Genomic DNA, 22,861 nt, shown 5'->3' with positions numbered 1-22,861 from the left:
AAATTTTCGTAGCCTTGTATGGGAGTCGAACTGCAGAGGTATCGTTCCGGCAGGAGATGACAGGATGAGTGCGCTCTTCACCCCGTATCGGGTTGGCTCTCTCGAATTGCGCAATCGCATCGTGATTGCGCCCATGTGCCAATATTCGGCCGATGAGGGACGCGCCACCGACTGGCACGTCATCCACCTCGGAAATCTGGCGCTGTCCGGAGCGGCGCTTCTGATGATCGAAGCAACGGCCGTCCTGCCCGAAGGGCGCATCAGCCCGGACGATCTCGGCCTATGGTCCGACGAGACCGAGGAAGCCCTGGGGCGCGTCCTCGAGATCGTGAGGTGCTACTCGGACATGCCGCTCGGGATCCAACTCGCCCATGCCGGCCGCAAGGCGTCGACGCATGCCCCCTGGAAGGGGCGTGGACAGATCCGGCCCGACGAGGACCGCGGCTGGCAGACGGTGGCCCCGTCCGCGATTCCTTTCGCGGAGGGCGAGAATCCCCCGGTCGCTCTCGACCAAGATGGGCTCGCCAAGGTGCGCGACGCCTTCGCGGACGCCGCAAGGCGCTCGGCGCGGCTCGGACTGGATGCGGTTCAACTCCATGCAGCGCACGGCTACCTGCTGCACCAGTTCCTGTCGCCTCTGGCCAACAGGCGCGACGACGAATACGGCGGCAGCCTCGAAAACCGCACGCGCTTTCCCCTGGAGGTCTACGACGCGGTCCGCCAAGCCTTTCCGGCCGAGAAGCCCGTCAGCATGCGCGTTTCGGGAACCGACTGGGCCGAAGGAGGCTGGGACATCGATCAGACCATCGCCTTCGCGAAGGCGTTGGAGGCGCGAGGCTGCAGCGCGATCCATGTCTCGAGCGGCGGGATGACGCCTGCACAGCAGATCCCGGTCGGTCCGAGCTATCAGGTGCCGCTCGCCCGCGCCGTCAAGTCCGCAACCAGCATGCCGATCATCACGGTCGGTCTCATCACCAGCTACGACCAGGCCGAAGCGATCGTCGGGACCGGCGACGCCGATCTGGTCGCCCTCGCGCGTGCCATCATCTACGACCCGCACTGGCCCTGGCATGCTGCCGCGCATCTCGGCGGAACCGTGCGTGCCCCGAAGCAATATCTTCGCTCGCAGCCCGGCCGTCATCCTCATCTGTTCGACGACTGAGGGCGGCCGGAAGTCGTCCGAAGCGGCGTGAGCTATGCCGCTGTGAGGGCCGCCTCGACGGCCGCGAGGGCCGCCTCCGCTTGGGCGCCGTTCGGTCCTCCGGCCTGGGCCATGTCGCGGCGCCCGCCGCCGCCCTTGCCACCGAGCACCTCGGCACCGGCCCTCACGAGAGACACCGCATCGACGCGATTGGTCAGATCGTCCGTGACGCCGACGACGATCCCGGCCTTTCCGTCCTCGGCAACGCCGACGATCGCGACGACGCCCGATCCGAGGCGCTTCTTGCCGTCGTCCGCGAGGCTCTTGAGATCCCGCATTTCCACGCCCGAGACGGCGCGCGCCATCAGCTTGATGCCGGAGACATCCTTGACCCCGCCCGCGTCTCCGCTGCCGCCACCCATCGCGAGCTTCCGGCGGGCGTCCTGGAGATCGCGCTCGAGGCGGCGCTTCTCCTCGATCAGGGCGGAAAGCCGATCGGAAGCCTCTTCGACGGGCGTCTTCAGCAGGCCGGCGAGATTCAGGAGGTGCCTGCTCTCGCTCGTGAGGTGGTGACGGGCCGTGTCGCCGGTCATCGCCTCGATGCGGCGCACGCCCGATGCGACGGCACTCTCGGACACGAGCCTGATCAGGCCGATATCACCGGTCCGCTGGACATGGGTCCCGCCGCAGAGCTCGACCGAGAACGGGCGATTGCCGCTGCCTCGTCCCATCGAGACGACGCGAACCTCGTCTCCGTATTTCTCCCCGAACAGAGCCCTCGCCCCGGACTCGATGGCGGCATCGACGGCCATGAGCTTCGTCACCACCGGCTCGTTCTCGAGCAAGACCCGGTTCGCAATATCCTCGACTTCGGCCGCCTCGGTTTCGCTCAATGGCTTCGGATGGCTGAAGTCGAAGCGCAGGCGATCCGGCGCAACGAGCGAGCCTTTCTGCGCCACGTGATCGCCAAGGACCTGCCGGAGGGCTTCGTGTAGGAGATGGGTCGCCGAATGGTTGGCACGGATGGCTGACCGGCGTGCGTGATCCACGGCCAGCTCGAGCGACTGGCCCGTCCGGAGCCTCCCGCTTTCGACCACGACCTGGTGCGCGAAGAGATCACCGAGTTTCTTCTCGGTATCGGTGACGCGGACCTTCGTCCCCTCTCCAGTCATATTCCCGGAGTCCCCAACCTGCCCGCCGGATTCGGCGTAGAACGGCGTCTGGTTGAGGATGGCAATTCCCGTTTCTCCCTCCTCGAGGGCTTCGACCTCCTGCCCGTTCCTCACGAGCGCGAGCACGACGCCTTCGGCATTCTCCGTCTCATAGCCGAGGAACTCGGTGGCCCCGAGGCGCTCGCGGAGGCTGTACCAGACCGCCTCCGTGGCGGCCTCGCCGGATCCCGCCCATGCGGCGCGAGCCTTCTCCCGCTGGAGTTCCATCGCCGCATTGAAGCCCTCAACATCGACCGAGACGCCTCGCGCCTTCAGGGCATCTTGCGTCAGATCGAGGGGGAAACCGTAGGTATCGTAGAGCGTGAAGGCGACGTCGCCCGGGAGTTGGTCGCCTGCGGAGAGCTGCGCGCTCGAGTCGTCGAGGATCGACAGCCCTCGCTCGAGTGTCTTGCGGAAGCGCGTCTCCTCGAGCTTGAGGGTCTCGGTGATCAGCGGTTCGGCCCGAATGAGCTCGGGATAGGCTTGTCCCATCTCGCGAACGAGCGACGGGACGAGGCGATACATGAGCGGCTCGCGCGCGCCCAGGAGCTGGGCGTGGCGCATTGCCCGCCGCATGATCCGGCGCAGGACGTAGCCCCGCCCCTCGTTGGACGGCAGCACGCCATCGGCCACCAGGAAGGACGATGCCCGCAGATGATCGGCGATGACCCGGTGCGACGCCTGTCCGTCGGCGCGAACGCCGGTGAGATCCTCGATCGCGTGGATCAGGGCGCGGAACAGATCGATCTGATAGTTGTCATGGGTGCCCTGCAGGACGGCGGCGATGCGCTCGAGCCCCATTCCCGTATCGATCGATGGCCTCGGGAGCTGGACCCGCTCGCCGGGCGCGAGCTGGTCGAACTGCATGAAGACGAGGTTCCAGATCTCGATGAACCGGTCGCCGTCCTGATCCGGAGAGCCGGGAGGGCCGCCGGGAATATGCTCGCCGTGATCGTAGAAGATCTCGGAGCAGGGACCGCATGGGCCCGTATCGCCCATCTGCCAGAAATTGTCGGAGGTCGGGATCCTGAGAATCCGCGACTCCGGAAGCCCTGCGATCCGCCGCCATAGACCTGACGCCTCGTCGTCTTCAGCGAAGACGGTCACCAGCAGACGGTCCTCAGGGAGCCCGAATTCGCGCGTCACGAGATTCCAGGCCAGCTCGATCGCCCGATCCTTGAAGTAATCTCCGAACGAGAAATTGCCGAGCATCTCGAAGAAGGTGTGATGCCGGGCGGTGTAGCCGACATTATCGAGATCGTTGTGCTTCCCGCCGGCGCGAACGCATTTCTGGGACGTAACGGCACGACTGTAAGGGCGCCTCTCAACACCCGTGAAGACGTTCTTGAACTGGACCATCCCTGCGTTGGTGAACATCAGGGTGGGGTCGTTGCGCGGCACGAGCGGGCTCGAGGCCACGACTTCGTGGCCGTTCTTGTCGAAGTAATCGAGAAAGGTCTGCCGGATCTGGTTGACGCCGCTCATGACGCGCTTGGCCTACTCTGGGGTCCTCGGACCCGATAACAATGATCACGGCGCTTCTAGTCAGACGGCCGTGCCGTGTCGAGGCGAAAGCCGGAAAAGCGAAGGCCGCTGCGGGGCCCCGCAGCGGCCTTCCGAAACTCTGGTCGGGGCGCGTGCCTCAGGCGACGCCCTCATCCAGGTCTTCGTCCGTCGGAGTCGCGTCCTCGAGAATGCGGTCGGCGAGGAGACCGGCATTCTGACGGATCGAGCTCTCGATCTTCGCGGCAAGTTCGGGGTTGTCGCGCAGGAACTGCTTGGCGTTCTCGCGACCTTGTCCGAGGCGCTGGCTGTCATAGGAGAACCAGGAACCGGATTTCTCGACGATGCCGGCCTTGACCCCGAGATCGATGAGTTCGCCCATCTTCGACACGCCTTCGCCGAACATGATGTCGAATTCGACTTGCTTGAAGGGCGGAGCCACCTTGTTCTTCACGACCTTGACGCGAACGGAGTTGCCGATCGGATCGTCGCGGTCCTTCAGCGTGGAGACACGACGAATATCGAGCCGCACCGAGGCATAGAACTTCAGGGCGTTGCCGCCCGTCGTCGTTTCCGGCGAGCCATACATCACGCCGATCTTCATCCGGATCTGGTTGATGAAGATCACCATGGTGTTCGAGCGAGAGATTGAGCCTGTCAGCTTGCGCAGGGCTTGGCTCATCAGGCGAGCCTGCAGGCCGGGCTGAACCTCGCCCATCTCGCCGTCGAGCTCCGCCTTCGGGGTCAGGGCAGCGACGGAATCGATGACCAGCACGTCGATGGCGCCCGACCGCACCAGCGTATCCGCGATCTCGAGGGCCTGTTCGCCAGTGTCGGGCTGCGAGATCAGGAGATCGTCCAGATTGATCCCGAGCTTGCGGGCATAGACGGGATCGAGCGCATGCTCGGCATCGACGAAGCCGCAGACGCCGCCCTTCTTCTGGGCTTCTGCAATGGTGTGCAGCGCCAGGGTCGTCTTGCCCGAGGATTCAGGCCCGTAGATCTCGATGATGCGACCGCGTGGCAGGCCACCGACACCGAGCGCAATATCCAGGCCCAGAGATCCGGTGGAGATCGTCTCGATCTCGATGGGTTTCTGGGACTTGCCGAGCCGCATGATGGAGCCCTTGCCGAAGGCCCTCTCGATCTGAGAGAGCGCCGCGTCGAGAGCTTTCGACTTGTCTTTATCCATTGAAGAGCTTTCCACCAGTCGCAGGGAGGACTGTGACATGACCGGGTGTCCTTATGGCACGGGGAGCTTGTGAGTCTCAACGAGGGCGCCGAGGGACCATTTGTATTCGTTTTGTTCTCATTTGCAAGGGCCCGAGCCGGGCCAGGACGACATTATCACCAGCCATTGCGGGACTTCCTGCCGCAGGCGTAAGAGACTGAAAACGCCACTGATTTTCGATCCGCAAGATGCCGATTCCGGCACAATTCCCGCTCCTGCTGGATCATCAATCCGCCAGGGTCGTTTTCAGCTCTCCATGACCTGTTTCACGACCTCGACCAGCTGGCGTAGGCTGAACGGCTTGGCGAGGAAATTGAAATCCTCGCCTTCCGGCAGGTTCTTCCGGAAGGCGTCCTCGGCATAGCCGGACACGAAGATCACCTTCAGGTCCGGGTGCCGCTTGCGCAATTCGCCCAGGAGGGTCGGGCCGTCCATCTCGGGCATGACCACGTCGGAGACGACGAGGTCCACCGGTGTCCCCCGCTCGGCGATGATCTGCAGCGCCTCGACGCCGGACGCGGCCTCGAGGACGGTATAGCCGCGCGCGGAGAGCGCGCGTGCATTCACGGCCCGCACGGGGTCCTCGTCCTCGACCAGAAGGATCGTGCCCTGCCCTGTCAGGTCGGCCGCGGGCTTGCGCTCGGCATCGGCCGTCTCCGGAGCCGCCTCGACCTCCTCCGGCACATGGCGCGGAAGATAGATGCTGAAGGTCGTTCCCTCACCCGGCGTCGAGTCGACGTCGATGAAGCCGCCGGACTGCTTGATGATCCCGAACACCGTCGAGAGTCCGAGTCCCGTGCCTTTCCCGACCTCCTTCGTGGTGAAGAACGGCTCGAAGATCTTTTCGACGACCTCGGGAGGCATCCCGGTCCCGGTATCCGAGACTTCGACGAGCACGTAATCGGCCGGCGGCATCCCGGTGACCTGGAGGCGGGCCGCTTCGGCGGCGGTGACATTTGCCGTGCGCACGTTCAGCTTGCCGCCTTCCGGCATCGCGTCCCGGGCGTTCACCGCCAGGTTCATGACCACCTGCTCGAACTGGTTCACGTCCGCCTTCACGAACCAGAGGTCGCGCGCATGGTTGAAGGTCAGCTCGACGCGCTCTCCGAGCAGGCGGCGGAGCAGGATGTGCAGGTCGCTGAGCCGGTCGTTCAGGTTCAGCACCTCCGGCATCAGGGTCTGGCGCCGGGAGAACGCGAGGAGCTGGCGGACGAGACCCGCCGCCCGGTTCGCGTTCTGCTTGATCTGCATGATGTCCTGGAAGGACGGATCCGTCGGCCGATGGTTGGCGAGCAGAAGATCGCAATAACCGATAATGGCTTGGAGGACGTTGTTGAAGTCGTGCGCAACGCCGCCCGCGAGCTGGCCGACGGCGTTCATCTTCTGGGCCTGGGCGAGCTGCTCCTGGACCGTCCGGAGGTCGGTGGTGTCGAGCGCGTAGACGATCGCCCTCTCGTCGGCCTCATCGGCCGCGCTGACCGGGGCCACCCAGATGCGCACCGAGCGGCCTTCCTCGCCGCGCAGGTGAAGCTCGAGGGGCGGGATATCGCTCGGGCTCTCGGCCGCTGCCCGCAGGACGGCTTCGAACTGGGGCGCCTCTTCCTGCCGGAAGGCCTGCTGGAGCGATGTGCCTTCGCCCTCGCCGGCCCGAACGGAAGCCCCGAACAGCTGGCTGAAGGATGCGTTCGACTGCAGGATGCGCCCTGAGCCGTCCACCGTGGCAATCGCAATCGGGGTGTTGTTGAAGAAGCGGGCGAAGCGGACCTCGGCGGCACGCTGCTTCTCGTCGACGTCGAGGCCCGGTGAGCGGTTGAGGACCAGGGTCCGCGACGGACCGGGTCGTCCGTCCTGGCCGAAAGCGACGCGGTGGTAGAGGCGGACCGGCAGAAGCTGGCCGTTGCGCCGGCGGAGATCGAGATCGAAGGGCTCCGTCCGCACGCTCCCGGACTCGCCGGAGAACGACGTCATGAGATCGACGACGTTGCGGGGAAGGACGTCGGAGAGCGTCAGCCCGCCCGAGCCGACCTGAGCGAGATCGTAATCGAGCCAGGACGCGAGGGTCGCGTTGAGGTAGACGATCGAGCCGTCCGGATCGACCGAAAGGAAGCCGGCAGGAGCGTGGTCGAGATAGTCGATCGCGTGCTGGAGCTCCTGGAAGACGTTCTCCTGCCGCTCGCGCTCATGCGTGACGTCGGCGACGATCCACATCGCGACGGTGCGCTGCCCGGGCCGCACCAGCGGGCGGACGCGCACGCGGTACCAGCCGAACTCGTGGATCCCATCGAGAGACGGCGAAAGGCGGATCTCCTCCGCCGCGTTGCGGTGCTCTCTCGCGGCCTGTGCGAGGCGATAGATCGCTTCGGAAACCTCGGGCGCCCCCGTGAAAAGCCGCTCGACGGTGCGGACTTCGCCGGCTTTCGAGCCTGCCAGGGCGAGATAGGTCTCGTTCGCGTAGATGATCCGCCCATCGTCGTCGACGACGACCAGCCCCTCCGCTGCCGTGTCGGCGATCAGCTTGGTCGTATCGTTCCGGGCGACCTGACCCGCGAACTGGACGACGCCGATCGCTGCTGCAAGCAGGAAGAAGATCCCGGCCATGGCGAAGAAGGCCAGCAGCCCGAGGATCAACGGCGTCGCCTGGCCGCGGCCAAGAAGCTGGATTCCGACGACGGCGCCGACCAGAACGCCGATCACGAGCAGCACCAGGCCGATATGACCGGGGCGTTCGGACCGGTCGATCGCCGCGCCTGAGGTGTTGCTCTCTTGAGCCATGGAAAAAGCGGAGCCTCTCGGGGCCTCGGGGGCCGAAACAGTCCCTTGCGGATCAAGACTCATCCGGCAGCCGGAATCCACCTGTCGGAATTGCCCCATTAGCGTTAAGCCGGACGGCGCCGGAGCCGCAAGATCGCTCCGATGACTTCGGCAACGGCCTTGTAGTGCTCCACGGGAATCTCGTCGTCGATTCGTACGGTCGCATGGAGGGCGCGGGCCAGCGGCGGGTTCTCGACAACCGCAATCCGGAGTTCGGCGGCAACCTCCCGGATGCGGAGCGCCAGATCGTCCACTCCCTTGGCGACACAGACCGGAGCCGCCATCCCGCGCTCGTAGCGCAGGGCGACGGCATAGTGGGTCGGGTTCGTGATGACCACGGTTGCGGTCGGCACGGCAGCCATCATGCGCCGCTTCACCCGGGCGCTCCGGATCTGCTTGAGCTTGGCCTTGATCTCCGGATTGCCCTCGGTCTCCTTGTATTCCTCCTTCAGCTCCCGCTTCGTCATCCGCTGGCGCCTGAGCCAGTTGAGCCGCTGATAGATCGCGTCTCCGATCGCGAGAAAGGCGAAGATCACGCAGACGCCGCTCAGGAGCTTCAAGGTCAGAGCCAGGAGTTCCGGTAGAAGACCCGCGGGTTCGGTCCGGATGAGGCTCTCGAGCCGATGCCACTCCCCCCAGATGACGAGCGCAGCAACGCTGCCGACCGTCGTAATCTTCAGGAGCCCCTTGAGGAATTGGACGAGGGCCTCGCGACCGAAGATGCGCTTCAGGCCCGACATCGGGGAAACGCGGCTGAACTGCGGCTTCAGAGGATGCATCGTCCAAAGCGGACGATGCTGTAGGGCGCCGCCCATCAGTCCCGCAACCGACAGGGCGGCTGCGGGAAGGAGCAGTGCTGCGAAGGCGACCATCAACGCATTCCGGGCCACTGCGAGCAGGCCTGCGCCATCCTGCGGGACGAGGTGCGCGTTCATGAGATAGCCGCGCAGGTCGAGAGCGAGATTGCGTGACAGGGATGGCGAGAGAAGCATGACGCCGAGGGTGAAGGCCGCCAGAACGAAGAGCGTGTTGATCTCCACGCTCTTGGCGACGTCGCCGCGCTTGATCGCCTCGTCGAGCTTACGCTGCGTCGGCTCTTCCGTGCGATCGTCCTGCTCGGTGTTCTCGGCCATGATCGGCTACCGGATCACGAACTGGTTAACGTCTCGAGTAGTATTCTCCATGGGCGGCCACTGGCTCACGATCCGGTTAACGTCTCGCGAAGTGCGCTCGTCCATGAGTGGTTACCGGCTCACAAACTGATTCAAAAATGCTCCGAGTTCGGTAACGAAGACGTTCATCATCACTCCGAGGGAAGCGAGCAGGATGAGCATTCCGACCAGAATGGTCGCGGGCATCGCCAGGAAGAACACCTGAAGCGACGGCATCAATCGCGAGAGGACGCCGAGCCCGACATTGAAGAGAATTGCAAAGACGATGAACGGCGCGCTGATCTGCACCGCGAGCGAAAATCCGAGAGCCGCAGCGCGAACCGCGAGGTTCGCCGCATCTCCCGTCACCAGCGTCCCGGCGGGCGGGAGAAGCGCATAGGAATCGCGGATCGCCGCGATCGCAACGTGGTGGAGGTCCGCCGCGAAGATGACGGCGATCCCGAGGAGCGTCAGGAGATTGCCGATCGCTGCCTGCTGGCCACCCATCGCAGGATCGACGGACATCGCGAAGGAAAGCCCGAGCTGCTGCGCGATGATGGTTCCGGCCGTCTGCAGGGCGCCAACCACCATTCGCAGAGCGAGGCCGATAAGGAGACCGACGGCTATCTCGCCGATGAGAACTCCGACTATCGCGGCCGCATCCCCGGCCGCGGGCAGGAACGTGCGCACGAGCGGGAAAAGAACGAGCGAGAGCAGGAGGGCGAAGCCGAGCCGCGCCCGGGGCGCGATGAGCTGCTCCCCGAGTCCCGGCATCAGCATGACGAGCGTCCCGACCCGCGCGAAGGTCAGCATGAAGGCAGTGGGGAGTTCGGCGATCGGAAAGGTCACGGGCGGTAACGGCAGCAGGAATGCGCGCGCGCTCCCTTGATCCTGGACGGCACCCGTTTCTCAACCACCGGTGACGATCCGGGCGGCGATGCGGGCCATATAGCCCGCCATGGCGTCCCCGATGAACGGCAGCATCAGCAGCATCGCCACGAAGACTGCCAGGATCTTGGGCACATAGATCAGGGTCTGCTCCTGGATCTGCGTAAGCGCCTGAAGGAGCGAGACCGAGAATCCGATGACGAGCGCGACGAGCATCAGGGGACCGGCCACCTTGAAGAAGGTGAAGATACCGTCTCGGGCGATTTCGATGACGGCCAGCCCGCCCATGTCCGATGTCCTTGCTTTTAGGGATGATGTGTCGGGGCGGCGGAACCGAGGGCGAGCGCCCTCGGATCATCGATCTTCTATGGCGGCAGGCCGATCGCCGTCAGATCGGCATCCGCATGATATCCTCGTAGGCCGCGATCACCCGGTCGCGGACGGCGACGAGGGTTTCGAGCGCGGCTTCGCTCTCGGCCACCGCAGTCACGACGTCGACGACATCCGCACGGCCACCTGCGGCGGCGAGCGCCTGCGCCTCGGCCGCCTTCCCGGCTTCTGCGACGCTTCCGACGGCACCGCTCAGAAGCGCGCCGAAGGACTGTCCCTCGGTGGCAGCGGCACCATCGGGGCGCCGGACCCCGGAGGCAAGATTCTGGCCCGCGGCATAAGCCGCAGCCGCAAACGAATTCGTCGGCATGATCGTCTCCTTGGAAATTCCCTGATTGGCGGCGTAGGTCGCAGCCGCGATCGAAGTGGGGGTCATGGCAATTCTCGTCAGGCGCGGAGGATCTCGATGGTGCGCGAGATCATGCGCCGAGTCGCGGTGATGAGATTGAGGTTTGCCTCATAGCTTCGCTGGGCCTCCCGCATGTCCATGGCCTCGATCATGGGATTGATGTTGGGGAGCTTGACCTGTCCGCTCGCATCCGCGGCAGGGTGCCCGGGCTCGTGCCGAGTCCGGAACGGACTGGTATCCGGGCGCGTCCGGCCAAGCGCGACCGTGCTGGCCTCCAACTCGCGGTCGAAGTGGCGCTGAAAGGTCACGACCTTGCGGCGATAGGGATCCGCGCCGGGCCGCTCCGCCGTGGAATCTGCGTTCGCGATATTCTCGGCGACGACGCGCATGCGGCCCGATTGGGCGCGCAGGCCGGATGCGGCGATCGAGATCGTCTTCAGAAAATCCATGACCCACCTCTCTATCGGCCGCGGCCGGCTGCGATACGCAGCATCTGCAGGCTCTTCTGGTAGAGTGACGTTGCAAGCTGGAAGTCGGCCTGGTTCTGGGAAGCCTTGAGCATTTCCTCTTCAAGGCTGACCGCGTTGCCGCTCGGCCGGGTCTCGAATCGACCTGCGGGAATTTCGCTTTCGCCCGGCCGGCTGGCCTCACCCGCCAGATGGGCCGAGGCGGTGCGGACGATGGGAAGGTTTCCGCCGCTCGGCTGCCCTCGAGCCGTGAAGCGAAGCTCGGCCAGATCGCGTGGGGCAAATCCGGGCGTGTCCGAATTCGAGACGTTTTCGGCCAGCACTTTCTGCCGGGCCTGGTGCCAATGCATCCGCGTCTTCAGCATGGCGATCAATGGAAGATTGGATACAGTCACGGCTCAAATCCCTGCCCCGGCACGGCAGGTTTTGCCGGGTACATGGTTAATGTCTGGTTAAGTCGACGAAATTCCTCATGACTTCCATATTGACGATGAGTTAAGCGCATTGCGTCCGGTAGGAGTTGCCGTGCTACAACTCCGCCGGCTCCGCCCTGACGGCAACCCGGGATGGCTTGCCACCCCCTCACATTCGGTCTCGAGAGTTCAACGTGTTGTCCCGATTCGGAATCGAAGCCTCGCAGGCTGCCTGGTACGTCATCGCCTTCGCGATCATCCTCGTGCTCCTCGCCCTGATGGGGTGGCTCATGCGGAAATACGGCGGAGGTCGATTGATGCTGCCAGGACAGGATCGCGGCCGCGCCCGCCAGCCGCGGCTCGGCGTCGTCGACATCTATGACCTGGACCGCCAGCGTCAGCTGATCCTCCTGCGACGCGACAACGTCGAGCATCTCCTGCTGATCGGCGGCCCGAACGACCTCGTCGTCGAGACGAACATTATCAGGGCGGCCGGCGCCCGGCTTCCATCCGCCCCCGGCGAGGCCTCCGTCGAGCGCCTCGAGCCCTCCTTCGAGCGGCCTCCGGAAGCTCCGAGCCGCCCGCAGGTCGAACAGGCCGTTCGCCCGGCTCTCGAGAATCAGCCGGCCGGCCATCTCGGCGCCGCTCTCGATCAGGTGCCGACACCCGAGAAAGCTCCCGTTCCTGTCGTCAACGCTCCCGAGCCAACAGTACCGCCCCGGCGCGAGCCGGTGCTCAAGCCCGACCAGATCGTCGCAGGTCCGGCATCAGTGACGCCGCTGCGTCCCGCCGCCAACCGGCGAAATGAAGCTCCTCCGCCGAGTGTCGAGCCTGGGTTGCGCCCGGCCGTTCCTCCGGCGCCGGCTCCCGAGCCTGTGGCAGCCCCCCCTCAGCGGCCTCCCGTGCAGCCGGTACTTCGGGCCACCAACCTCCCGCAGGACCGCATGGGCGGCACCCCCGGCCGGGCGCCTCGAGAGGGCGGGCCTTCCGGCCCGCGGCCGCCGAGCCCGGCAGTCGACGAGCCGAGCCCCACGCCTCCGGCGCGCCCGGTTCGCGGCCCCGACGCCGCGATTCTGTCCGATATGGCACGTCAGCTCGAGGAGGCCCTCAGGCGGCCGACGCGGCCCGCAGGCGGGGAGGCTCAGCCCCGCCCGCCCGAACCTGACCGGGGACCGGTCCGCGACGATTTGCGCGAGCCTGCTCCGAGCGCCCCGGCCGGTCGCGCCGATGCGGCACCACCCGCGGGGCGTGTATCTCCACCGCCGGTCAGGACTCCGCCAGCCCCTGACCAGAGCGCTGGCCCTGCGCCTTCTCCGGGAGTGCCGGCACCGGGCCCGGTTTCAGCGGCTCCGCCTCCGCCGGACCGAGCGGGCCCACGACCCACGCGACAGGAAGCGGGACCCGCGCAGGGTCCGGTTCTGTCGCCTCGCCCGCAACCGCCTGCCGCGGCGCCGGCTCCTTCCGGACCTCACCGTCCGGCGCCTGCGGGATCGCCGGGATTCGTGATGCCTGCCCGGCCCGCGGAACCCGCCAAGCCTGCCCCGGAGGCTCAAGCACCGGTAGTCCCAGCTGAAGGCAAGGCTGCGCCCGCATCCGAACGTGCTCGGGTGGAGGAGCCGGAGGCTCCGAGCACCGTCGGCTCGAAGGATACCGGCGAGACGCATGGTCCTTCGAAACCCGAGTCCGGTCCGGCCGCCACGCCGCCCGAGAAACCGGCACCGGATCCGGTCGCCGCAGCGATGGCCTCGAAGCCGAGCGCACCGCCTCCTCCGGCGCCGGCCTCCGCGCCCTCCCCGCGCTCCGCGAGCGATCCATTCTCGGTCGAAGAGATCGAGGCGGAGTTCGCGCGACTGCTGGGGCGGACCGACGGCAACAAGCCCTGACGGGCGTTTCCCTCTGCGGCTCTCGCCCCCAACATCTGGCCCAAAAGTAGAATCCGCTTTTGGGCCAGATGCTTTGGTCCTTGAGCAGCGCATCGTGCGGAAAAGTGGACCCACTTTTCCGCACGATGCGCTCAGCCTGTCCGGCCCGAGGTGGGGGCCGTCTTTTACCGCCGCCCCGGCCGTGCAGGGAAATGCCGTATCTGTCCAGGAGAAGCGAGCCGGTGTGAAGGGTGTCGAGCCCGAGAGGATCGAGGTCGCGCGCTTTCGAAACACCACCTACATCTTCGTCGGCCTGGAGCGGGCCAGCCTGATCGCCGTCTATCGGAATCGTGGCTCGGGCAAGGCGCCCGAATTTCGTCCGCTGGCAAAGCGGGGGGAATTCCGAAGGCAATCGGCGGCATGCGATGGTTGAGGGGCCCGGTGGCGATAGATCCCCCTGCGCAGGAGATCACGCGCATCTTGCAGATATCTGTGGCGGTCGTCCTTTCCTCGGCCTAACCTGCAGTGAGCAAGCCGGATCGGGAGGGAGCCGGCATTCTCGATACGACGAAACTCCTGGCCAATGCCCTGGGCGAGAACCTCTCGCTCACCTACCGGCGTGCCTTCGGGAGCCGCGAGCCGCGCTATGCCGAAGTGATCGACGAGGCCGCCCGCCTCACCATTGAGCGGATCGGCGGGAGCGACGCCCTATACCACGACGCCCACCACACGGCTCTCGTGACGCTGGTCGCCCAGGACATTCTCCGCGGCCGGCTGATCAGCCATGCGGTCTCGCCCGAAGATTGGCTCCACACCATCATCGCGGCACTCTATCATGACATCGGCTACGTTCGTGGGATCTGCGATGGCGACGGCTATGGTCGCTTCGTGAGCGATGCTGATGGCAGCACCGTGACGCTTCCTCGAGGTGCATCGGATGCCGCCCTTGCGCCGCATCATATCGAACGGTCCAAGATCGCCGTACGCGAACGCTTCGGAACCCACGCTTTCGTGGATGCGGAGAGGGTCTCCCGCCTGATCGAGCTCACGCGCTTTCCGGTCCCGCAGGACAATGACCACGCCGAGACCGACACGGAAGCCGGCCTGATGCGGGCCGCGGATCTGATCGGCCAGCTGGGTGACCCGCTCTATCCGCGCAAGCTCAATGCGCTGTTTCACGAGTTCGCGGAGATCGGCGTGAACGAGCGCCTTGGATACGAGAGTCCGGCTGACCTTGCCGAGCGCTATCCTGCATTCTTCTGGTCCAGAGTCGAACCGTTCATCGCGGACGCCATCCACTCTCTCGATCTGACGGTAGAGGGGCGCCAATGGGTCGCCAACCTGTACGCCCACGTCTTCGCCATTGAGCACGATCGACGCCGGATGGGCCCTCATCTCGGTGAGCAGCACGCCATTCGTTAGAGCCCTTCCGCGGTCTTCTGGGCCGGCGTCTATCTGTCCGGGATGGCGCGTCGGCAGCGAAACCAGCCGGGTCGATATCGAGGCATGACGGTAAACCAGGCATCTCCGGTCGCGCTGCAAATTCGCTCGCGCCCTTAGGCCGATGCCCCTCGCCTGCCGGATGGAAGGATTCGCGCATGCCGGGCCGTTGGCTCTTTGGCAGGTCCATCGCCTCCCGGAGGTGTCTAGCCAGCGTCGGCGGGAGCACCGGCGGGGCCACGAAGGCCGTCCTGGCTGGCAGGTCGCCGGGCTGGGGCACCGTCTTGCCCGAGATGACCAGCACGCCGACCTCGGGCCAGCCCTACCGGACGAGCCGGGCAAACTCGAAGCCGTCGAGGGAACCCGGCATGTCCACGTGCGTGAGAGCGACATCGATGTCGGGGCGAGCCTGCAGCGATGTCATTGGGCCCGAAATGCAGGGCGATGGCTGCTAGCGCGACGCGATCTTCTGTCTGGCCTCGCGAATCTCGGACCGCTCCGTGTCGGCATCTTTGGTCAGCCGAACCAATGCTGCGTAGTATTCGGTAGCCTTCTGGCTGTCGCCGGAGGCTTCGGCCGCCTTGGCCGCGCCGTAGTAGCCGCGCAGGCGTTCACGCGCGTTCTTCATCGAGGCTTGATACTCCTTGAGCGCCTCGCCGGGTTGGCCTTGCTCCATGAGCATATCGCCCAGAAGCTCCCTCATCGGGTACAGCCGGTTCTCCATGGCGACGTGCTTTTCGCTCGAGTCTTCGAGATCCGCGGCGGTGCGCATCAGCGTCAGGGCATCGTCCTTGTTCCCTTGGGCCTGCGCCAGCCAGGCTTGGGCGGCGTTGGCCTGGATCTCGACCTGACCCGCCCAGTAGGCCTGACCGGCCTTTTCCAGGTCAGCCCGGATCTCGTCCAGCTTATGAAGGTCGGCCTCGGCCGCGGCAGGCTCGCCGCTCCGGGCTGCGCCCAGGGCACGCGCGAAATGCGTGATGGCCTCCGCGGGCAGGATTCCGCTGCCGAGCGGCGTGAGCTGCGCCGCCCCGCGCCAATCCTGACGTTCCAGCATGTAGCGCGCCGGCACGGCCGCCTGCGCGGTCGCGCCTGCCAGCCTGGCGCCAATCAACTTTTTGATCGCCGCACTCTCGTCAATGAGCGCCCTTGCCTTCGCGTCCTGGCCGAGTTGCAGGTGGGCGTATTCCATGAAGTCGTACGCGTGCGGGACGCCGGACATCGTTCCGTCCAGGTTCACCTTCTTGGCGTATTCCGCCGCCACCTCGTTCGAGCGCAGGTTCGACTTGATCGACTCGTTCCACATGCCCACCATCGAGTAGATGTGCGACGGCATGTGCTGGGCGTGCGGCGCAGCCGGCGCAATCTGCGCGTATTTGTCGGCTGCAGCGACGCCGCGATCTGCGAGCGGCGGGAAGTCGTAACTGTGGATCAGGTAGTGCGTCACGCCCGGGTGGTCCGGGTGAGCCTTGTCGATGGGCTCCAGGATTTCAATGGACTTTACGAGGTTGTCCATCGACTTGTGATCGAAGGTCTCATTCAGGGCGAGGGCATAGAAGATCTTCGCCTCGACATCGTCGGGATATTTGCGGGCGAGTTCCTCCATCGCCTTCTCGTAGTTCTTGGCGCGCGTGTCCTGGTCGACCTTGTCGTAGTCCTTGTAGTATTCTTCCATGGCCGCGAGCCAATCGCGCTCACGTTCGGTTTTCGCGCCGATCGCCTTGCCCTTCTGGACCGCGTCGAGGCCGCGTTTCAGGGTCGCTGCATCGAATGGGCCGACCAACGGGTTGGGGCGCTGACTGATCGCGATACCCCAATATGCGATGGCGCAGTCCGGATCCGTCTCCGGAATGGCGCCGAACGCTTTGACGGTTTCGGGGAAGAAGAACGAGTGCAGCATCGCCAGGGCACGCTCGAACTGCTTTTGCGCCTCCGGCGTGCATGACGTTTGGAATTCGACCTGCCCGAGCCCATCGGTTCGGGACGCTGAGTGGTGGTCCGACTGTGCGAGAGCCGCATTACCCATCGCGGCCGCTGCGGATAAAGCGACAGCGGTTCCGAATGCTTTGCTGAGCATCGACGCCTCCATGCAATCTTCGCCTCGAGATCGGCATTGCGGCGTTTCGACTGAACTTGCCACGTCGCACGTGTGCGCTTTGAGCGATGCGGGTCAGAGACGAGGCGTCGAGAGCGTGCTCCTTGCGGCAGGGCTTGTCAAACCGCTCGTTTTCCGAGGTCACAGGCCTGTTGTGGTCCCCCTCACGCTCGCAGGCGCCTGGAGGAGGCCTCTGATGATGCTCGTTCCCGCCCTGCTGCTGTCGATTGCTCACACGTGAGCCGGAGCCGCACGGGCTCGAGGCTCGGCGTCGCCAATCGCGTGCCCTACCCGCAATCAGATTTTCCCGGCCAACCGGACGATCGAACCCAACCGGCTAGGGACATCTGCGGGGCCGCCAATTTCGGCAGGATTGATATCGACTGGTGGAAGCGCAGTCCGACTCTGCCGCTCCGCAGCAGGGCGGGCGAGCCGGTTCGGCGCCATATGGCATCATTCCACGGGTTGCGGGTGGAGTATCGGGAACGGTGCCCGAGGTCCCGCCGGGCAGATGACGGGCGCCAGCCGGGTTGCGCGTTCGAACCCTTTCGCGACGTAAGCGAACATGCATCAAGGTCGCAGCCCCCACGCGCGCCACTTCGAATGCAGCTCCCTCGCATTCGCATGACGTTGGGGCAGTGCTTGCGCCCTGCCGAGACGCGCCGCACGGTCCCGCCGAATGTCTCGGGGGCGAATCAGGACTATGGCTGCACTCGACCACGCTGCGCGAGGTCCAGGGCTTCGACGCATGCTCGCGCTGGCCGGAGCGGCATGGCTTCTGGCCGCCGGCGGCGCATCGGCCCAAAGCCTGACGCTCGATCTCGGACCGTCGGGCGGGATTTCAGAACGCGCCCTGCAGCTCGTCGCGCTGGTGACGGTCCTGGCGCTCGCCCCCTCGATTCTCGTGATGGTCACGTCCTTCACGCGGATCGTGGTCGTCCTTTCGCTACTCCGATCGGCGATCGGAACTCAGACCGCTCCACCGAACGGCGTTGTCGTCAGCCTCGCGCTGTTCCTGACGGCCTTCGTCATGGCGCCGACTCTGCGGGAGGCCTATTCGAATGGCGTTCAGCCCCTGGTGGCCGGCACGATTCAGCCCGCCGAGGCTTTCGAGCGCACGGCAGCTCCGCTGCGCACCTTCATGCTCCAGCACGTGCGCGAGAAGGATCTCGCCCTGTTCATCGACCTTGCTCGTGGCGAGCAGCCGCAGGGTCCGGAACAGGTCGAGCTCCACGTCCTCATCCCCGCCTTCATGATTTCGGAGCTCCGGCGCGCGTTCGAGATCGGCTTTCTTCTCTTCGTTCCCTTCCTGATCATCGATCTCGTGGTCGCGTCGATCCTCATGTCAGTTGGCATGATGATGCTGCCGCCCGTGACGGTGTCGCTTCCCTTCAAGCTGATCTTCTTCGTGCTCGTCGACGGCTGGAGTCTTGTGGCCGGCTCCCTCGTGCAGAGCTACGGGACCTGATCGCCGCAAGTCGCTTCGAGAACGTCAGCTCGCTTCGGACCCGTCCCGAACCTGCGCCTGCGCCCCGTTGCCGGCCTCGGGCAGGGACGGGCGCCGGGGCCGGTCGGGCGTCGCCGCCTCGGGAAAGCGTTTGCGATACTCCGCCAGAAAATCGCCGAGCGTGTCGGCGCTCGTCACGCGGCGGGCCAGATCGCGAAAGGCCCGCGTGGCCCCGACATCCGGCTGCGACAGAAATGCGAAGGTCCCGGCATCGGCGCTGTCGGCCATCTTGGCCGAGAACTTGGCGCGCAAGCGGTCGAGACCAAGGGCATCATCGGCCAGCGAGAAGGCAATCGCTGCCCGCATCACGTCGACGCGATTCTGTTCGGACAGCGGCTCGGTCTCCTGCCAGCGTGTCCCGAGGATCCGCTCGTGTGCCTCTCCGGCCTCCCGCCACCGGCGGCCACTCCACAGAATGTCGGCGCGCAGGCGTTCGACTTCTGGACCGCTTTCGCCTTCGACCACCTCCAGCGCGAGGTCGGTCCGGGAGAGATCGGAGAGAGCCCGCGCCTCGAGGAGCAGGCGCGCCTTGTTGATCGAGGCCGGCAGCTCCGGCAGCCGCGTGCGGTGCAGGGCCTGCAGGGCCAAGGTCGGTTTCCCGTCCATCAGACGGATCGAGGCGAGACGCGCAGCCACCGTGGCTCTCGCGGCGCCGACGAGGCGGTTGTCCACCTGATGCTGGAGCAGGCTCGCCGCCTGTTCGAGCAGATCGAGCTCCACGAGCCGATCCGCGAGCCTGCGCACGATCTCATCGCCGCGCCGGCCGATCGGCGTGAACTCCTTGAAGTCGAAATAAAGGGCCAGCGCATCGACCTGCGAGAGACTCTCTCCCTTCCCGGTCAGGAACAGGTCCTCGAAGAGGCGCGCCGTATCTTCGTGCAGGCTGCGCGTGATCTCGTGATCGGTGAACATGCGGTTGGCGCGCCGTGCCGTCACGAACGCCTCGCGCCAGCGCCCTGCCTCTGCATAGAGGCGGCCGAGACGGCCGAGCGTGGCGACCTCCACCTCGCCGCGACGCCAGATCATCGCGAGGGTCTCGAGTTTTGCAATCGCCTCGTTAGGGTCCATCGTGCCGAGCCGCAGCGCGACTTCGACCCAGGCGAGGGTCGCTTCGGCAGCGACCGGCCGCTTGCCCGTTTCGGCAAGGTGGCGAAACACGTCGACCGCGACATCGCCGCGGCCGAGCGCTTCGTCGAGGCGCGCGCGGGCCAGCATCACTTCCTCGCGCAGGCCGGTTCCTGCCGCCAGGGGCTGCAATGTCGAGAGGATGCCCTCGGCATAGGGCAGGTCCCGCATCTCGAGAGCAGCATTCGCGACCTGCAGGCGCAACTCGGCCTGCAGGACATTCGGATAGCTCTCGATGACGGCCATCGCCCTGCGAAAGCCCGCGAGCGCCTGCGGCCAGCGGCGTTCCTTTTCGTCGACCGCGGCCCGCCATAGAATGCCTTCGGGATCCTCCGCGATGGGCGGCGCAGTCAGATATTTCCGTGCGTCACCGGAATGACCTTTTCCGAGGGCCGCAATCCCGCTCAGGATCAGGAGGGCGCGGTCCTCCGCGAGCTTCGGGTCCTCGCGAGAAGCGTAGTCCAGGACGCCGGCTGCTTCGTGGTTGAGGCGGTTCGCGAGCAGCACGCGCGCGAGCTCCAGCCGTGCGGCCCCGCGCAATGACGGCGGCGCCTCCGCGGCTGCGCGCATGAGCGCGAACGCGCGAACGCGCGCCGAGCCACGCTGTGCGTCCTGCCACCAGTCGCGCCGGATGACCGGCTCGACGGGCGCATTCGCCTGGTCGATGCGACTCGGCTCATGCAGGGGCATCGAGACCGTGAGGCCGCGCCCGCGCGTGATCGTCACGCCATCGAGGCCGGATTGCACGATCACGTCATCGGCGGCAGCCGCAACCGCCACGCCATGAAGGCTGGAGAGCAAGGAAAATTCGACGAATCGCTGGATTCGCGGAATGCCGTGTGGCGCGCCATAGGCCGTGACCACCGCGATCTTCTCGCCGCTAACCGGGTCGTCCAGCCAGTAGACGCCCGAACTATCCGCCAGCGGCACGGTGACAACTGTCCGGCCATCCTCGTCGACGTTCCGCTGCATCCCGAGGGGCTGCGACGGTACCGTGTGCCCGCTGCCCAAGGAGAGCACCCATTCGCTCTCCTGCGGCGAGAGGCGAGCAACCCGTGGACCGGCCAACGGAATGCGGACGACCGCGAACGCTCCCTCCCGGGTGATTTCGAGTGCTCGCGCGAACCGGGCCGCCTCGGCGGGAAGCGCCGGCGGCGCAATCGGCTCGTCCGTATGGAATACGAGCGTCAGCTGTCCCGCATGCTCGAAGGCCGCAGCAGCAACGCGACCCAGGAACGGAAAACGGACATTCATCCCGCTCGCAGTGGCCGTGATGGCCGGTTGCACGACGCGCTGCGCCGAAGTGGCTGCCTTGGGCGGAGCAGGCTGCGGCGGCGCGGGCTGCGCGGGCGCCGCCGTGGGGAGTGCGGGTCCTGGAGACGGAACAGCTGCTTGCTGCGCCTTGTCCTCGGTCGCCGCCTTCCCGGCCTCTGCTTTCGGAGGCTGAGGTGCGGCCAGCGCTGAAGCGGAGGCGGTTTCCGCGATGTCGAGGACGAAACTCTCGTCTTCCCGGAAGCTGCGGACTTCGCGCGCGGAATCAACGGTGAACTGCAGAACGAGGGCTCCGTCGCCCTCCTCGACCGTCAGATTCTGCACGATCGTGGCGAGTTGCCCCGCGAGTTGCGTGCGATCGAATGTCAGCGGGGCATCGAAGAGGACGATTACCTCCGAGCCGCTCCTGTCGAACCGGACCGGCACGATTTCCGGAGGCTCGAACACGATCCGCGTCAGGGTCGGCAGGCGGGCGACGCTGGCCTTGAGAGCCTTGGCGGGTTCAGTCCGACGACGCAGGTCTTCAGCCCTGATCTTCGCCTCTGCCTCGCGAGCCCGACGCGCCAGCTCCGCGACGACGTCCGGCGGCAATCCGGGCGGCAGTCCCGTCCAGTTCTCGGGCAGGAGATCGATAAAGGTCTTCTCACCCGCTTCCAGCACGTTGACCCGGTAGGTACCGGCCAGCGCCACGCGCAGCCCCGTACGATCGGGGTCATGGCGAACGGTTGCCACGTAGTCGGGCATCTCGACCGGAAGGCGCTCCTGCCGGATCGTCGTCGGCTCCCCGAACGACACAACGAGGACGCCGTTCGACGCGCGTGCCGTAACCTTGATCGCCCGGTCGAATTCGAGTGCGATGCGGCCGAACCGATTCATCTCCGCACCGCGGACGCGCACGTCGCCTGCAAGGGCACTGCTTGTCGACGCGACGAGCGAGATCGCGCCGAAGGCGAGTGCAAGCGCAGTTGTTTGCAGAAGTGAGTTCGTCCGATCAGCCACGCGAGACCTCGTTGGGCCGCCTGGGCCCGGCGGCCACGATCCCGATCCTTCTCACGGCGGAGCTAATGGCCGCTTAACATTCGAAGCCGCCAGCCGATTCCGCCTCGTCGGACGTTTTCGATCTTGACGTTGCTCTATGGCTTTGGAGCTTCGAAGGCCGGAAGTTCGTTCGCCGGCAGTGCAGCGGCCGTCGGGGTCACCACTTCGGTGCGCTCGCGGCCGCGCGTCGCAAGGGCGATCGTGAGCTTTTCGGCTGCCTCCGTCGACATCACGGCCAGGATCTCCGACATCTTCCGCGGGTTCATCCGCAGCACCACCGGCACTAGCACGTCATGCGGAAGACGATCGAAGACGCGCGCGGCTTCTTTGGGCTTCATCGCCTCGTACATCGTCACGAGATTGCGAAGCGAGCCGTCCTCCGTATCACCACGTTTCGTAGCCTGCGCTTCCGCCTTCGCCTCAATCTGTTTGAGCTCGTTGATGCGGCTTTCGAGCTTGCGCTCGGCATTCTCGAGAAGTCGCTCGCGCATCTCGAGATCCTTGCCCTTCTCGCGCCACTCCTCGCGCCGCTGGCCAAGCCGCTCCAGCAATGCCCGTTCCGCGCTCGAGACCGGCGCAGCCGGGGGCGCGACGCGCAACTCGCCGCTTGAGGACTTCGCTTCCGGCGCTGTCCCCTCGTCGACATTCCCGGTCGTCTTCGGATCGGGCCGCGGCGTCGGGTTCGTCAGAGCGTAAGTCAGCGCGTGTGCGAAGCCGGGCGCATTCTGAGGATTAGTGCGGCCGGCATCGGATGCCTGCGTGTGTCCTGCAAGCCCGATCACTTTGACGAGAAGGAGAGCACCGGCGCCGATCGCAACGGCATCGGTGAGGCGAAACCGCGGGATCACGTCGTGATTTCCCTAATTGGAGAGCGCAGCGTTTCCCTCCTCACCACCGCGCTTCGCGCGCGACCTCTCCCTCCGGGGGAGAGGCGAAGCAGCGGCGGTGCGCACATCACCTCTCCCTTGAC

Annotated in this window: 17 protein-coding genes; 5 read left to right on the top strand and 12 right to left on the bottom strand. The window is 65.9% G+C overall.

What is annotated here, in order from left to right; translation table 11 throughout:
- Nucleotides 1-64: 64 nt before the first annotated feature.
- Nucleotides 65-1,162 carry an NADH:flavin oxidoreductase/NADH oxidase gene (locus BN1233_RS35325; protein ID WP_046868335.1) on the top strand — a complete coding sequence of 366 codons (1,098 nt, stop codon included), beginning with the start codon at nt 65-67 and terminating at the stop codon, nt 1,160-1,162.
- A 32-nt stretch (nt 1,163-1,194) separates the two neighbouring features.
- On the opposite strand, the gene alaS is transcribed toward BN1233_RS35325, so the two are convergent.
- The 9 genes from alaS to flgB form a co-directional block, all read right to left on the bottom strand.
- Complete coding sequence (gene alaS / locus BN1233_RS35320; protein WP_046868334.1) at nt 1,195-3,837, bottom strand: alanine--tRNA ligase; 2,643 nt, start codon at nt 3,835-3,837, stop codon at nt 1,195-1,197.
- A gap of 157 nt (nt 3,838-3,994) precedes the next feature.
- Nucleotides 3,995-5,086 carry a recombinase RecA gene (gene recA, locus BN1233_RS35315; RefSeq protein ID WP_046868333.1) on the bottom strand — a complete coding sequence of 364 codons (1,092 nt, stop codon included), beginning with the start codon at nt 5,084-5,086 and terminating at the stop codon, nt 3,995-3,997.
- Between the two features lie 246 nt (nt 5,087-5,332).
- The gene (gene cckA, locus BN1233_RS35310; protein ID WP_046868332.1) at nt 5,333-7,858 is read right to left on the bottom strand and encodes a cell cycle histidine kinase CckA; all 2,526 of its coding nucleotides are present in this window, start codon (nt 7,856-7,858) and stop codon (nt 5,333-5,335) included.
- A 104-nt stretch (nt 7,859-7,962) separates the two neighbouring features.
- Complete coding sequence (gene flhB / locus BN1233_RS35305; protein WP_046868331.1) at nt 7,963-9,030, bottom strand: flagellar biosynthesis protein FlhB; 1,068 nt, start codon at nt 9,028-9,030, stop codon at nt 7,963-7,965.
- A 111-nt stretch (nt 9,031-9,141) separates the two neighbouring features.
- Nucleotides 9,142-9,897 (bottom strand): flagellar biosynthetic protein FliR, encoded by a 756-nt coding sequence (fliR, locus tag BN1233_RS35300; RefSeq protein ID WP_425311776.1) that lies wholly within the window; start codon nt 9,895-9,897, stop codon nt 9,142-9,144.
- Between the two features lie 60 nt (nt 9,898-9,957).
- The gene (locus tag BN1233_RS35295) at nt 9,958-10,224 is read right to left on the bottom strand and encodes a flagellar biosynthetic protein FliQ (protein ID WP_046868330.1); all 267 of its coding nucleotides are present in this window, start codon (nt 10,222-10,224) and stop codon (nt 9,958-9,960) included.
- 100 nt (nt 10,225-10,324) lie between these two features.
- Complete coding sequence (gene fliE, locus BN1233_RS35290) at nt 10,325-10,636, bottom strand: flagellar hook-basal body complex protein FliE (protein WP_046868431.1); 312 nt, start codon at nt 10,634-10,636, stop codon at nt 10,325-10,327.
- Between the two features lie 77 nt (nt 10,637-10,713).
- Nucleotides 10,714-11,124, bottom strand: a complete 411-nt coding sequence (gene flgC / locus BN1233_RS35285) for a flagellar basal body rod protein FlgC (protein ID WP_046868329.1) — start codon at nt 11,122-11,124, stop codon at nt 10,714-10,716.
- 11 nt (nt 11,125-11,135) lie between these two features.
- Nucleotides 11,136-11,537: a flagellar basal body rod protein FlgB gene (flgB, locus tag BN1233_RS35280; RefSeq protein WP_046868328.1), complete on the bottom strand. Its 402-nt coding sequence runs from the start codon at nt 11,535-11,537 to the stop codon at nt 11,136-11,138.
- Nucleotides 11,538-11,749: 212 nt separating this feature from the next.
- Here flgB and BN1233_RS35275 point away from each other — a divergent pair, with 212 nt between their 5' ends.
- The 3 genes from BN1233_RS35275 (at nt 11,750) to BN1233_RS35265 (ending at nt 14,839) form a co-directional block, all read left to right on the top strand.
- Nucleotides 11,750-13,438, top strand: a complete 1,689-nt coding sequence (locus BN1233_RS35275; RefSeq protein WP_046868327.1) for a flagellar biosynthetic protein FliO — start codon at nt 11,750-11,752, stop codon at nt 13,436-13,438.
- A 223-nt stretch (nt 13,439-13,661) separates the two neighbouring features.
- Entirely contained in the window at nt 13,662-13,850 is a 189-nt protein-coding gene (locus BN1233_RS35270) for a hypothetical protein (RefSeq protein WP_046868326.1), read from the top strand.
- A 122-nt stretch (nt 13,851-13,972) separates the two neighbouring features.
- Nucleotides 13,973-14,839, top strand: a complete 867-nt coding sequence (locus BN1233_RS35265; RefSeq protein ID WP_046868430.1) for a hypothetical protein — start codon at nt 13,973-13,975, stop codon at nt 14,837-14,839.
- A gap of 469 nt (nt 14,840-15,308) precedes the next feature.
- Here the strand turns inward: BN1233_RS35265 and BN1233_RS35255 are convergent, their stop codons facing one another.
- Nucleotides 15,309-16,931, bottom strand: coding sequence for a tetratricopeptide repeat protein (locus tag BN1233_RS35255; RefSeq protein ID WP_147707729.1), 1,623 nt, complete (start codon nt 16,929-16,931; stop codon nt 15,309-15,311).
- A gap of 721 nt (nt 16,932-17,652) precedes the next feature.
- Between BN1233_RS35255 and fliP the strand changes: the two genes are divergently transcribed.
- The gene (fliP, locus tag BN1233_RS35250; protein WP_082145847.1) at nt 17,653-18,417 is read left to right on the top strand and encodes a flagellar type III secretion system pore protein FliP; all 765 of its coding nucleotides are present in this window, start codon (nt 17,653-17,655) and stop codon (nt 18,415-18,417) included.
- A gap of 24 nt (nt 18,418-18,441) precedes the next feature.
- Here the strand turns inward: fliP and BN1233_RS35245 are convergent, their stop codons facing one another.
- Together BN1233_RS35245 and BN1233_RS35240 are read right to left on the bottom strand one after the other, a co-directional pair.
- Nucleotides 18,442-21,852 carry a hypothetical protein gene (locus BN1233_RS35245; RefSeq protein ID WP_046868323.1) on the bottom strand — a complete coding sequence of 1,137 codons (3,411 nt, stop codon included), beginning with the start codon at nt 21,850-21,852 and terminating at the stop codon, nt 18,442-18,444.
- Nucleotides 21,853-21,986: 134 nt separating this feature from the next.
- Nucleotides 21,987-22,739 carry a MotE family protein gene (locus BN1233_RS35240; RefSeq protein WP_244471016.1) on the bottom strand — a complete coding sequence of 251 codons (753 nt, stop codon included), beginning with the start codon at nt 22,737-22,739 and terminating at the stop codon, nt 21,987-21,989.
- Nucleotides 22,740-22,861: the final 122 nt, after the last annotated feature.

The sequence above is a fragment of the Microvirga massiliensis genome (assembly GCF_001006805.1).
Lineage (GTDB): Bacteria > Pseudomonadota > Alphaproteobacteria > Rhizobiales > Beijerinckiaceae > Microvirga > Microvirga massiliensis.
The sequence above is the reverse complement of the archived record's forward strand: the minus strand, read 5'-3'. Positions and strand labels throughout refer to the sequence as shown.